At 65.5% G+C, this 12945-nt stretch carries 12 protein-coding genes; 3 read left to right on the forward strand and 9 right to left on the reverse strand.

Going from position 1 to position 12945, the window contains the following annotated elements:
- The first annotated feature begins 52 nt into the window (after positions 1–52).
- Positions 53–952, forward strand: a complete 900-nt coding sequence (locus AC5ZG5_RS16640; protein ID WP_130225856.1) for a transcriptional regulator GcvA — start codon at positions 53–55, stop codon at positions 950–952.
- Positions 953–1074: 122 nt separating this feature from the next.
- The gene (locus AC5ZG5_RS16645) at positions 1075–2385 is read left to right on the forward strand and encodes an MFS transporter (RefSeq protein WP_456642879.1); all 1311 of its coding nucleotides are present in this window, start codon (positions 1075–1077) and stop codon (positions 2383–2385) included.
- A gap of 175 nt (positions 2386–2560) precedes the next feature.
- Here AC5ZG5_RS16645 and AC5ZG5_RS16650 read toward each other — a convergent pair whose 3' ends face one another.
- Genes AC5ZG5_RS16650 through AC5ZG5_RS16660 form a run of 3 tightly spaced genes read right to left on the reverse strand, consistent with a single transcriptional unit; the run spans position 2561 to position 5159 of the window.
- Positions 2561–2974: a Rieske (2Fe-2S) protein gene (locus AC5ZG5_RS16650; protein WP_456642878.1), complete on the reverse strand. Its 414-nt coding sequence runs from the start codon at positions 2972–2974 to the stop codon at positions 2561–2563.
- Positions 2974–4080, reverse strand: coding sequence for an amidohydrolase family protein (locus AC5ZG5_RS16655; RefSeq protein WP_028169035.1), 1107 nt, complete (start codon positions 4078–4080; stop codon positions 2974–2976). Before AC5ZG5_RS16655 ends, AC5ZG5_RS16650 begins: the two co-directional genes overlap by 1 nt.
- Positions 4077–5159: an amidohydrolase family protein gene (locus tag AC5ZG5_RS16660; protein WP_456642877.1), complete on the reverse strand. Its 1083-nt coding sequence runs from the start codon at positions 5157–5159 to the stop codon at positions 4077–4079. Before AC5ZG5_RS16660 ends, AC5ZG5_RS16655 begins: the two co-directional genes overlap by 4 nt.
- 158 nt (positions 5160–5317) lie before the next feature.
- Between AC5ZG5_RS16660 and AC5ZG5_RS16665 the strand changes: the two genes are divergently transcribed.
- Complete coding sequence (locus AC5ZG5_RS16665) at positions 5318–5797, forward strand: CinA family protein (RefSeq protein ID WP_456642876.1); 480 nt, start codon at positions 5318–5320, stop codon at positions 5795–5797.
- A 138-nt stretch (positions 5798–5935) separates the two neighbouring features.
- Here AC5ZG5_RS16665 and AC5ZG5_RS16670 read toward each other — a convergent pair whose 3' ends face one another.
- The 6 genes from AC5ZG5_RS16670 to AC5ZG5_RS16695 all read right to left on the reverse strand — a co-directional run bounded on the left by AC5ZG5_RS16670 (position 5936) and on the right by AC5ZG5_RS16695 (position 12864).
- Positions 5936–7243 carry an HlyD family type I secretion periplasmic adaptor subunit gene (locus AC5ZG5_RS16670; RefSeq protein ID WP_456642875.1) on the reverse strand — a complete coding sequence of 436 codons (1308 nt, stop codon included), beginning with the start codon at positions 7241–7243 and terminating at the stop codon, positions 5936–5938.
- Positions 7240–8985 carry a type I secretion system permease/ATPase gene (locus AC5ZG5_RS16675; RefSeq protein WP_456642874.1) on the reverse strand — a complete coding sequence of 582 codons (1746 nt, stop codon included), beginning with the start codon at positions 8983–8985 and terminating at the stop codon, positions 7240–7242. Before AC5ZG5_RS16675 ends, AC5ZG5_RS16670 begins: the two co-directional genes overlap by 4 nt.
- A gap of 228 nt (positions 8986–9213) precedes the next feature.
- Entirely contained in the window at positions 9214–10206 is a 993-nt protein-coding gene (locus AC5ZG5_RS16680; protein WP_456642873.1) for an ABC transporter ATP-binding protein, read from the reverse strand.
- Complete coding sequence (locus tag AC5ZG5_RS16685) at positions 10203–11615, reverse strand: amidase (protein ID WP_456642872.1); 1413 nt, start codon at positions 11613–11615, stop codon at positions 10203–10205. The genes AC5ZG5_RS16680 and AC5ZG5_RS16685 overlap by 4 nt, the downstream gene beginning before the upstream one ends.
- Positions 11612–11809: a hypothetical protein gene (locus AC5ZG5_RS16690; protein ID WP_130225846.1), complete on the reverse strand. Its 198-nt coding sequence runs from the start codon at positions 11807–11809 to the stop codon at positions 11612–11614. Before AC5ZG5_RS16690 ends, AC5ZG5_RS16685 begins: the two co-directional genes overlap by 4 nt.
- Entirely contained in the window at positions 11806–12864 is a 1059-nt protein-coding gene (locus tag AC5ZG5_RS16695; protein WP_456642871.1) for an ABC transporter ATP-binding protein, read from the reverse strand. The genes AC5ZG5_RS16690 and AC5ZG5_RS16695 overlap by 4 nt, the downstream gene beginning before the upstream one ends.
- Positions 12865–12945 lie beyond the last annotated feature (81 nt).

Consider the following 12945-nt stretch of genomic DNA (forward strand, 5'->3'; position numbering starts at 1 on the left):
CTTTGTGCCGCATCACATGAGATAAACTCATACATAAGGAGAGATGCGGGAGATGACCGCCAGGCTGCCTTCGCTGAACGGATTGCGGGCCTTCGAGGCCGCGGCGCGGCACCTGAGCTTCACCCAGGCTGCCGCCGAGCTGAACGTGACACAGACCGCGATCAGCCATCAGATCAAGCGGCTCGAGCAGGAGCTCGGCGTCCGGCTGTTCGTGCGGCAGAACCGAGCGCTGACGTTGACGCCAAAAGCGGCCGAATATCTCCCCGGCGTCCGCGCCGCCTTCAACGACCTGAAGCTTGCCACCGACCGGCTGCTGCGGCGCGAGGACGACCACGTGCTGACGGTCTCGACGCTGGCCTCGCTCGCCGCAAAATGGCTGCTGCCGCGGCTTTCCACGTTCCAGGAGGCGCATCCCGGCATTGACGTCCGCATCACCACCTCGACCAGCCTGGTCGACTTCCAGCGCGACAATGTCGACGCCGCGATCCGCTACGGCCGCGGCCAGTGGCAGGGATTGCGCGCCGACTGGCTGATGGCGGACGAGCTGTTTCCGGTCTGCAGCCCGTCCCTGCTTAAAGGTGAGAAGCCGCTGAAATGCCCTGAAGACCTCCGCGGCCACGTGCTCTTGCACACCAGCAACGCCAACAGCGACGACTGGCGGCTGTGGCTGACGGCGGCCGGGCTGCCGGCCGACCTCTCAAAGCAGCCGGGCATCACCTTCGACCTGATCTTCATGACCATCCAGGCCGCGATCGACGGCATCGGCGTCGCCATGGGCCGGACATCTTATGTGCAGGACGACATCGCCAAGGGGCGGCTGGTGGTCCCCTTCAAGATCACGCTCCCCGCCGATGCCGGCTTCTACCTGGTCTCGCCGCAGGCGCGCGCTGATTCGCCGAAGCTCGCGGCATTCCGGCAGTGGATGGTGGCCTCGGCCCAAGGCAAGGCCTGAAGTCCTGAAAAACCAGCAGATTTCCGGGTGACCGACGCGTTTGCGGGTTGGTCGCGCCGCATAGCTGTGCCAAATTGCCGCGCAGACGAGGCTTTTCGTCGCAGCCCGGGGAGAAAACGCGCATGGCGCCAACGAGTACGGCAGAGATACCGCAGATCAAATCGCGCATCGGCGCCATCCTGCGCGCGACCAGCGGCAATTTCCTCGAGCAGTTCGATTTCTTCCTGTTCGGCTTCTATGCGAGCGCGATCGGCAAGGCGTTCTTCCCGTCCGACAACGAGACCGCCTCGCTGCTCAACACGTTCGGCGTGTTCTGGCTCGGCGCGCTGATGCGCCCGGTCGGCGCGATCGTGCTGGGGGCCTATATCGACCGCATCGGACGCCGCAAGGGCTTGATCGTCACGCTCGCGATCATGGCTGTGGGCACAGTGGTGATCGCGATCTGCCCGACCTATGCGACGATCGGCATTGCCGCGCCGGTCATCGTGCTGATCGGCCGCTTGCTGCAGGGCTTTTCCGCGGGCGTCGAGCTCGGCGGCGTCTCGGTCTATTTGTCGGAGATCGCTACTCCCGGCAACCGCGGCTTCTACACCTCATTCCAGTCGGCGAGCCAGCAGGTCGCGATCTTCGTCGCCGCGATCGTCGGCTATGTCCTGAGCGAGATAATCCCGCCGGCGACGGTGGCAGCCTGGGGCTGGCGCATTCCGTTCTTCATCGGCTGCCTGATCATCCCCTTCATCTTCGTGCTGCGGCGGACGCTGGAGGAAACGCCGGCGTTCCTCGCCATGAAGCGGCATCCGACCGCATCCGAGGTGTTCGCGTCGGCGCTCGCGAACTGGCGCATCGTGATCCTCGGCATGATGATCGCGATCCTGACCACCACGACCTTCTATTTCGTCACCGTCTATACGCCGACCTTCGGCAAGAACGTGCTGAAACTGTCGACGCAGGACGCGCTGCTGGTCACGCTGCTGGTGGCCGTGACCAACTTCATCTGGAACCCGGTCGGCGGCGCGGTCTCCGATCGGCTCGGCCGCAAGCCGGTGCTGCTGACGATCGCCGGGCTTTCCTTGGTAACCGCCTACCCGGCGCTGTACTGGCTGGTGGCCGCGCCCAGCTTCGGCAAGATGCTGGCGGTCGAGATGATGTTCTCGTTCTATTTCGGCGTCTACAGCGGCACCATGCTCGGCTGCCTGGTCGAGATCGTGCCGTCACATGTGCGTACCACCTGCTTCTCGCTGGCTTTTGCACTGGCGGCAGCGCTGTTCGGCACCTTTACGCCGTTTGCCTCGACCTGGCTGATCGACCACACCGGCGACAAGGCTTCACCGGGCTTCTGGCTGATGTTGGCGGCAACGCTCGGCATCATCGCGACCTTGACGGTCTATCGCCGCGGCGAGAAGGTCGAGGCACGCGAAGCGGTCGCGGCCTGATGGAAGATTGCCGGCCCGCGGCCTCCGTTGTCATTCCGGGGCGCCGCGAAGCGGCGAGCCCGGAATCCATCGGGCCGCCAGTACAAGCGGTGAAATGGATTCCGGGCTCGCGCGGAGCCTGTCATCGGACCGCGCTTTGCGCGGACCCGGTGGCGCGCCCCGGAATGACAGCGAGCTATAAATCCACCACGACGTAGTCGCTTTCCACCGAGACCGCGATCGTCTCCGCAACGTACGGCCCTTTCACCAGATTCGTGCCCGGCTCGACCTTGACTGGATAGGCCCGCGCGCGGAAGCGCTTGGGGTCGCAGTAGGACTGGCCGGTGCGGATGTCGAATTCCCAGCCGTGCCAGGGACAGCGGATGATCTCGCCGAGCTTCGTGTATTCGATCTCGCCGGGATCGGACGATTGCGCGAGCCCGATCAGCGGTCCCTCGCACAGCGAGGCACCCTGATGCGGGCAGCGGTTCAGAAGGCCGAAGAACTCGCCCTTGACGTTGAAGACCGCGATGGGCCGGCCGTCGATCTCCAGGAACTTCCTCGTGCCCGGCGGCAGTTCATTCACCGGGGCAACCACATGCCTCGCCATCAAGAAAGTCCGTACAGCTTGCGCGCATTGTCGAGATAGAACGCCTGCTTGTTGGCGTCGCTGACGCCGGCCGGCAGCACGCGCGAGGGCTCGTCATAGTCCCAATGCGGATAATCGGTCGCGAACAACAGCCTGTCCCAGCCGATCCATTCGATGGTCTGGAACAGATGCTCGCGCCGCTCCGGATCCTCCATCGGCTGCGTGGTCCACCAGATGTGGTCGCGGATATAGTCCGACGGCTTGCGCCGCAGATGCGGCACCTCGGCATGCAGGCGCTCGAACACCTTGTCGAGCCGCCAGGCCAGCGACGGCGCCCAGCCGAAGCCGGCCTCGACCATCACCATCTTCAGTTTCGGGAAGCGCTCGAACACGCCTTCCAGCACGAGGCTCGCCAGCGCGGTCTGCTGGCACTGCGAATGGCCGACCATCTCCTCGATGTAGAAGCTCGGCCAGCCCGAGGCAGTGATCGGATTGCCGCCGAAGCCGAAGGCGTGCACGCCGACCGGAAGCCCGGCTTCCTCCGCCGCCTCATAGATCGGCCAATAGCGGCGCTGGCCGAGCGGCTCGACATTGCGGCTGAGCAGCAGCACCTGCACGAAGTTCTTGTCCCCCGCGCGCTTGCGGATCTCCGCGGCCGCAGCCTGCCCGTCCTCATTGGCAACGACGACCGAGCCCTTGAGGCGCTGGTCCTTGCTGGTCCATTTCTCGATTTGCCAGTCGTTGATCGCGGAACAGATCGCCGCCGCCAGATCCTGATTGCGGATGCCCTGCCCGGTGTTGAGCGGATTGAGCACGCCGAGCACAACATTGTTCGGATCAAGATGCTGTTGCTGCATGAAGGAAAGCGAAGAGCCCTGTGGACCGCCCTCCGGCGGATAGGCGTCGCGACGCGACGCATTCGGCTGCGCCTTGGGATAGGGCGGACCACCCATCATGCCCTGATAGGCGTGGACGCCGAAGGTTTCGAGATGTGCGTGCCAGCGCTTGGCGAGGAATGGATAGAGCTCGGTCTGGGTGGCGCGCGCCGGATGGATGTCGCAATCGGCGATCGCGGTCTTGATGCTGGCAGACCCAGCCTCCGGACGTTCACGAATCTGGATATTCATGGCGCCACCTCTTTCACCGATTGCTTCAAGCGCGTGTAGGTTGCGAGCGGATTGTCGATCATGATCTTGCGGACCAGGTCGGGCGAAATCCCTTTCGGCAGCGCCTCGTCGCCGTCGAATTGCCAGTGCGGATAGTCAGTCGAGAATAGGAGCAATTCGTCCGACTGCATATGATCGAACAGGCGGTTCAGCGTCTCGCCGTCCGGCGGTGCGTCGACCGGCTGCAGCGAGAAGCGGATGTTGCTGCGCACAATCTCCAATGGCAAGCGGTCGACCCACGGCGTCTCCATGCGGACGCCGCGCCAGAACTTGTGCAAGCGCCAGAGATAGGGCGGCAACCAGGTGAAGCCGCTTTCCAGCATCACCATTTTCAAATTCGGGTGGCGGGCGAACACGCCCTCGATGATCAGGCTGGTGAGTTGCGTCTGAAACGCCTGCGCCTGCGCGACATAGTCCTCGATGTGGTAGGAGCCCCAGCCGACCGAGGTCGGCGGGTTGTGATAGGCGCTTCCGGCATGCACGCCGATCGGCAGGCCCAACCGCTCCGCCGCGGCATAGATCGGCCAGTAGTGCCGCTTGCCGAGCGGCATGTCGCCCATGACCAGCATCAGCACCTGGACGAAGCGCGGATCTTGCGCGCAGCGCTCGATCTCCTTCACGGATTTCTCGATGCTCTGCACGGGGATTACGATCGAGCCGCGCAGCCGCTCGTCCTTGTCGAGCCATTCCTTGGCGAGCCAATCGTTCAGCGCGCGGCAGAAGGCATCAGCCATGTCCTCGCTGAACACCATCTGCACGCCATAGAGCGGATTGCAGATGCCATAGGCGACAGCGAATTTGTCGAGCGCCTGGCGCTGCATGTCGGCAAGATCGGAGCCCGGCTTGCCCTGCGCCGGCCGCCAATCCGGCCGCGCCGAGATCGGCGAATTGACCGGATAGGATTGCGACAGCAGATCCGTCATGCCGCGCGTCGTCACCTGGTCGCGCCAGTAGTCGTTCATGTACGGCAGCAGGCTGGTCAGATGGGGCACGGCGGGATGCAGATCGCAATCCACGCCATCCGCGATCGGCGACGTCATGACGTTTCCTCGTTTAAGCGCGTGCGCCGCGCCCGTTGATTGCTCTGCATTCAAGCAGGCCTGCCTTTGGCCCGCAACTCGGCAGGAGCCGAAGTGGTGTGCTAGGAAGGCAGGACGCCCCGGAGAATTTTCATGGCAAACAACAAGAGAGGCGGCCGATGAACGAACTGGTGTCCATTGCGGAAAAGATCGCCGCGAAACTGATCGAGCGGAAGCAGACGATTGCAGTGGCGGAATCTTCGACCGGCGGCTTGATCTCCGCCGCGCTGCTCGCCGTGCCCGGCGCCTCCGCCTATTTCATCGGCGGCGGCGTGATCTACACCCGCGATGCGCGGCGCGCGCTGATGGACATTCCCAACGAGACGATGAAGGGCATCCGCTCGGCATCGGAACCTTACGCAAAGCTGCTCGCGAGCCAGATCCGCACGCGCCTTGCGACCGACTGGGGCCTGTCTGAGACCGGCGCAGCGGGACCAGCCGGCAACCGCTATGGCGACGCGGCAGGCCATAGCTGCATGGCGGTGGCGGGACCTGTGGAGACGGTGATCACGATCGAGACCGCGAGCGGCGACCGGCAAGCCAACATGCAGGCGTTTGCGAAGGCGGCGCTGAGTTTGCTGTTGGAGAATTTACACTAGCTGTCGCCCGAACGCGGGCGCGACGACGTGAAGTGTTCCCGTCATTGCGAGGAGCGATAGCGACGAAGCAATCCATGTCACCGCTTGCGGAGGCATGGATTGCTTCGCTCCGCTCGCAATGACGGAGGGCTACGGGAGTCACTTCTCCCGGAACGAGCGCATGAACTGGTCGCTCAGGGGCTTCATCAAATAGGACAGCATGGTGCGGTCTCCGGTCTGAACAAAAGCTTCGACGGGCATGCCCGGGATGATCTTGACGTCGCCGAGGCGCTTGATCTCGTCCGACGGCATCGAGACGCGGATGGTGTAGAAGCTCTGCCCCGTGCGCTGGTCGGTGGTGACGTCGGCCGAGACGCGGGTGACGACGCCGCTGATCTCCGGCGTAGTGCGCTGATTGAAGGCCGACAGTCGCAAGAGCGTCTTCTGGCCGATCTGCAGCTTGTCGATATCCTGTGGATTGACCTTGGCCTCCGCCGAGAGAGCATCAGCCTGCGGCACGATCATCATGATGGCATCGCCCGCGGTGATCACGCCGCCGACGGTGTGCACCGTCGACTGCAGCACCATCCCGTCCTGCGGTGCGCGGATATCGATGCGGCGGAGCTGGTCTTCGGCGGTCACCTTGCGCTCCACGAATTCGCCGATCTTGTCGTTGGTCTCGCGCAGATCCTTGGAGACCTCGGCCAGCATGTCCTTGTCGACCTGGATGATCTGCAGCTCGGTCTCGGTGATCTTGCCTTTGGCCTGCGCGCGGGCGGCGATGTATTGTGCGCGCTCGCCGGCGAGCCGCGCGGCGTCGCGCTCGAGCATGGTCAGCCGCGTGAGCTGCACGAGATGCTGGTCAAACAGCTGCCGGACGCCGACCAGCTCCTTCTGCACCAGCTCGATCTCCTTGTCCTTGGCAGCCTCCTGCGCCTTCAGACCCTCGATCTCCTCGTTGAGCTGGGTGACGCGCTCGCGCAGTTGCGCCTTCTGGCCGATGCGGCCGTTGACGCGGACCTCGAACAGCTTGGTTTCGCTCGCCAGGACGTCGCGGACGTCGGGATCCTCGGCGCGGTCGGCCAGGGCTTTCGGAAAGGCGATCTTGTCGCGGCCCTGTTGCTCGGCCTCCAGACGCGCCGCGCGCGCATAGAGCCCGTTGAGCGTCTTGACCACGATCGCAAGGCTCGCTTTCACCACCGTCTCGTCCAGCCGCACCACGATATCGCCGGTCTTGACGAGATCGCCGTCGCGCACACGGACTTCGCCGACCACGCCACCGGTCGGGTGCTGCACCTTCTTGACGTTGGAATCGACCACCACCGAACCCGGCGCAATCAAGGCACCCGAGATCGGCACAGTAGAGGCCCAGCCGCCGAAGCCGCCCGCCACCACCAGCACGACGACGAGGCCCACGATCAGATGCAGCCGGATCGAGCGTCGCGCCCCGCGCAATTCTTCGCTCATGATTTGGCTCCCGCGTCGGAGACGATCTTGATCGGCGGCGCCGGCGCGACGCGCGGCTGCAGCACCTGCGCCAGCACGGTTTCCTTCGGGCCAAAGGCCTGCATGCGGCCTTCCTTCAGCACCAGGATCTGGTCGACACCCTCGATCCCGATCGGCCGGTGCGCCACCACCACCACAATGGCGCCGCGCTCGCGCGCCGAGCGCACCGCCCGCGTCAGCGCCTCGTCGCCTTCGCTATCGAGATTGGAGTTCGGCTCGTCCAGCACGATCAGGAACGGATCGCCATAGAGCGCGCGCGCCAGCGCGATCCGCTGCGCCTGGCCGGCCGACAGCGCCGTGCCGTGCTCGCCGACTTGCGTGTCGTAGCCCTCGCGCATCTTGATGATCATCTCGTGCACGCCGGCCTCCTTGGCGGCGGCGATGATGTCGTCCGACTTCGCCTCGGAATCGAAGCGACAGATGTTCTGCGCCACCGTGCCCGCGAACAGTTCGACGTCCTGCGGCAGATAGCCGACGTAGCGGCCCAGCACGTCCGGCGACCATTGGTCGAGCGCGGCGCCATCGAGCCGCACCTTGCCGCGAAACGGCATCCAGACGCCGACCAGCGCGCGCACCAGCGATGACTTGCCTGAGCCGCTGGGACCGATGATGCCGACGCCGCTGCCGGCTTCGAGCGCGAACGCCACTTCGGCCACGATCACCCGCTGGTCGCCCGGTGCCGCAAGCGAGACGGCCTCGACCGACAGCCGTTTGGTCGGCGCCTGCAGCAAGGTCTGAGTGCCGGCCGGCGGCATCTGCTGCAGCAGGCGGCTGAGACGCTGCCAGCTCTGCCGCGCGGCGACAAACGCCTTCCAATGCGCGATCGCGAGATCGATCGGCGCCAGCGCGCGGGCGCTGAGGATGGAACCCGCGATGATGATGCCGCCAGTCGCCTCCTGGAAGATGACGAGATAAGCGCCGACCGCGAGCACCGCGGACTGCAGCATCATGCGCAACACCTTGGCGACCGCGCCGAGGCCGCCGGCGACGTCGCTCGCGCGCTGGTTGCCCGCGAGATAATTCTCATTGGCCTCGCTCCAGCGCCGCTGCAGCCGGCCGGACATGCCCATGGCAACCAGCACTTCGGCATTGCGGCGGCTCGACGCGGCGAGATCATTGCGACGGGCGGCGAGCGTCATCGCCTCCTTGGCAGGTCTGCGCGACATGAATTCGGTGACCAGCGTCAGCGTGATCAGGATGATCGCGCCGACCAGCGCGGTGACGCCGAGCAGCCAGTGGAAGGCGAAGCAGATCGCCATATAGAGCGGCAGCCACGGCAGGTCGAAGAACGCGCCCGGCCCCTGGCTGCCGAGAAACGATCTGACATTGTCGAGATCGCGCAATGGCTGCAGGCCTTCGGTGCGATTGCCCATGACGAGCGGCAGGCGCACGATGGTGTCGAACACACGCGCGTTGATCGCCTCGTCCAGCGAGGTGCCGATCCGCCCCAGGATCCGTCCGCGCAGGAGATCAAGCATCCCCTGCGCGATGTAAAGCCCGGCAGCGAGCACGACCAGGCCGACCAGGGTCGGCACGCTCCGGCTCGGCAGCACGCGGTCGTAGACCTCCAGCATGAAGATCGAGCCGGTCAGATAGAGGACGTTGATCACGCAGCTCATCAGGCCGACGCCGATGAAGGCGGCGCGGCACGCGCGCAGCGCATCGCCGAGTTCGGAACGCCGGACGCCGGGAGCGGCTGCCATGAATGCTTATCTCTGCAAAAAGGGTCAAGTATTGACCACGTTTTACCGATGTTTGTGGCCAGCGTCTATTTATGTCGCGGCAGGCGCATTCTGGTTGCGTTAATTTCGGCACAGTTCCGCACAGCGCAACCGTCCAGGAAGGTTAATGACGGCCCGACTTCGTAGCCCGGGTGGAGCGGAACGCGCAACCCGGGACAACTGCGTCGGCGTTGGCGAGTGGTCCCCGGGTTACGCTAGCGCTTCACCCGGGCTACGGAGAGAGACTTCGGCGAGCACGCAGCGCGCGATACGGTCCGGCGCCACCTGAACGGCGGCCGGCAACTGCTCGGAGCAGCGCGGCTGGGCCAGGCTGCAGCGCGGCGCGAAGGAGCAATTGGTCGGCGCGCGGTCGAGCGAGGGCGGCGTGCCCGGGATCGTCTCCAGCCGCTCGCCGCGCTTGGCGCCATGGATGGTCGAGGCCAACAGGCCCTTGGCGTAGGGGTGGACCGGGGAACGCACGATGCCGCGGAGACTGCCCTGCTCGACGATCTGCCCGGCATACATGACCGCGACGCGGTCGCAGATCTCGATCGCGACCCCGATGTCGTGGGTCACGAAGATCACGGACATGCCGAATTCGCGCTGCAATTCGCGCAGCAGCAGCAGGATCTGGATCTGCACGGTGGCATCGAGCGCGGTGGTCGGCTCGTCCGCGAGCAGGATCTTCGGCTTGCAGGCGAGCGCGAGCGCGATCATCGCGCGCTGGCGCATGCCGCCCGACATCTCGTGCGGATAGGAGTCGAGCCGGCGCTTGGCGGAGGGAATGCGCACCACCTCCAGCATCTCGAGCGCACGCGCCGTCGCCTCGCGCTCGCTCTTGCCCTCGTGCCGCATCACGGTTTCCGCGATCTGGCGGCCGATGGTGTAGACCGGATCAAGCGCAAGCGCCGGCTCCTGGAAGATCATCGAGACGGTCTGGCCGCGAAAATTCGACAGCGCCTCGTCGTCCATCCCGAGCACGTCCTGTCCCAGCACCTTGACGCTGCCCGAAATCTGCGTCCGCTTCTTCGGCAACAGCCGCATCAGCGCCCGCAGCGTGACGCTCTTGCCGGAGCCGGACTCGCCGAGCAGGCCGAGCACCTCGCCCTCACGAAGCGACAGGCTGAGGTCATTGACGGCGTGCACCGTGCGTTCGCCGGTGAAGCGGATGTTGAGATTCCGGACTTCGACAAGATTGGTCATGCGAGCTTCGGCACCTTGGCGTGGAAATCGGTGGCCCGCTGGAACGCCGCGCCGATGCGAAGCAGCGTGGCTTCCTCGAAGGAGCGGCCGATCAGTTGCATGCCGACCGGGAGCCCCGTGCGGGTGAAGCCCGAGGGGATCGCCAGCGACGGCAGGCCGAGATAGTTGACCGGGCGGGTGAAGCGCGTCAGCCGCTGGATCACCGCCTCGGCGCCAGGACCGTTGCCGACATCGCTCTCGGCGATCGTCGGCGCAGGCACCGGCGCTGCCGGCGCGATCACGGCGTCCACGCCGGCAACCGCGGCATTGTAGGCCGCAAGTGCGGGGCCGCGCCAGCGCATCGCTTCGAGATAGCTGACGGCGGGAACTGCGAGCCCGTTCTGCAGCCGCATCAACACCTGCGCGCCGTAATCCTGCGGACGCTCGATCATCCAGCGCTTGTGGAAGGCGGCCGCCTCGGCGGCAAGCACGAGCTGGGATGCCGAACTGAGCTGGCGCTGGTCGGGCAACTCGACCTTCATGACTTCCGCGCCCTCCCGCTTGAGAACGGCGATGGTCTCGTCGAGGATGCGCGCCACCTCGGAATCGAGATCGTCGACGTAGAATGCGGTGGGCAGGCCGATCTTGAGGCCTTTCAGCGAGCCCTTGGTCGCTTCCAGATAGTCCGGCACCGGCAAGGTCGAGGCGGTCGGATCCTCGGGGTCGCTGCCCGCCATCAGGCCGAGCAGCAGCGCGCAATCCTCAGCCGTTTGCGCCAAGGGGCCGACGGTGTCGAGCGATTGCGACAGCGGCATTGCGCCGGCGCGGCTGACGCGCCCGACGGTCGTCTTCAGTCCGGTGACGCCGCAGAAATGCGCGGGCATCCGGACCGAGCCGCCGGTGTCCGATCCCAGCGCCGCGGAGGTCAACCTTGCTGCGACCGCCGAGCCGGAGCCGGAGGAGGAGCCGCCGGTGATGTGATCGATGTTCCAGGGATTACGGACGGGGCCGTAATGCACATTGTGGCCGGTCGGGCCGTAGGCGAACTCGACCATCTGCAGCGAGCCGAGCCGGATGCTGCCGGCATCCTTCAATCGCTGCAGCGCGGTCGCCGTGGTCTTGGCGACAAAGTCACGGCGGATCAGCGAGCCGCAGGTCACGACCTTGCCGGCCTCGTAATACATGTCCTTGTGCGCGAGCGGCACGCCGTGCAGCACACCGCGGCTCTTGCCCTTCGCGAGTTCCGCATCCGCTTGGTCGGCGGCGGCGAGCGCCTGTTCGGATTCGATCGCCATAAAGGCGTTGAGCTTGGGCTGCCACTCCGCGATGCGGTGCAGCAAGGCTCGGGTCACCTCGCGCGAGGAGACTTTCTTGTCGGCGATCGCTTTCGCGACCGCGGTCAGCGACATCAAGGCAAGCTCGCTGCTCATTTCGACACCTTCGCGGTCTGCGCGAGTAGGAAGCTCGCGGGCTCGAGATCGAACGGCAGCGTGCCGGCGACCGGCGCGAAGCCGGCGAAGGCCGGGCTGATCGAATTCGAAATGCGTGCGGCAGCTTCGCCGTCGATGGGCACGCCCGCGACGTCGGCCATCGCCGTAGCTTCCTTGGGACTGGGTTTCGTCATGCCGCCTCTTCCTCCCTTGCCGGTGCGCGGCTGTGCCCCGAGCCGGGAATAGCCATGTAGCACGCCGCCTGATGACCCGTACTATCGAGCGTGGTCAGTTGTGGAGTAGCTTTTGCGCAGAGCGGCTCCGCAAACGGGCAGCGAGTATGAAACCGGCAGCCCGGCGGCGGATCGATCGGGTTCGGCGGATCGCCCGAGATCGGCGGCACCTCGGTCCGCTTGTCCGGATCGGAGGATGGCATCGCGGCCAGCAGTGCGCGCGTATAAGGATGCGCGGGCTGGTCCCAGACCTTGTCGACCGGGCCGAGCTCGACGACTTCGCCGAGATACATCACCAGCACACGGTCGGAGATGTAGCGGACGACGTTGAGGTCGTGGCTGATGAAGAGATAGGTCAGGCCGAACTCGCGCTTCAAATCCGCGAGCAGGTTGAGCACCTGCGCCTCGACCGATTTGTCGAGTGCGGAAACGGCTTCATCCAGGATCACGAGCCGTGGCGACAGCGCCAATGCACGCGCGATGTTGACGCGCTGGCGTTGGCCGCCGGAGATTTCGTGCGGATAGCGGTTGGCGAAGTTTTCGGGCCGCAAGCCCACCTTGCCAAGCAGCTCGCGCGCCAGCGCACGTGCGGCGCTATCTGCCATGCCGTGCACCTTCGGACCGAAGGCGATGGATTCCTCGATGGTGAGACGCGGATTGAGCGAGGCGTAGCTGTCCTGGAACACCATCTGCATGCCCCGGCGCAATTCGCGCAGCGACAGCGCGCGGCCGACCTGCATGCCGTCATAGATGATCTCGCCGGAATCGCGCTTCATCAGGTGCATCAGGAGGCGTGCGGTGGTCGACTTGCCGCAACCGGACTCGCCGACGATGCCGACGGTCTCGCCCTTGGCGATTGCGAAGGAAACGTTATCGACGGCCCGCACGGTCTTGCGCGCGCTGAACAATTCGCCGCGCACAGGGAAGTGCTTGGTCAGGCCTTTCACCTGAAGCAATGGCTGCGCGGCGCCACCGACGTCCTCGATCGGAGTGAGCATGTCGACTGGGTTACTCATGCGGGGCCTCCAGGTTCACCTCTCCCCACTGGGGGGAGGTCGGCGCGCAGCGCCGGGTGAGGGGGTGCCGGTCCCTCGATG

The sequence above is a fragment of the Bradyrhizobium sp. Ses1 genome, assembly GCF_059512365.1.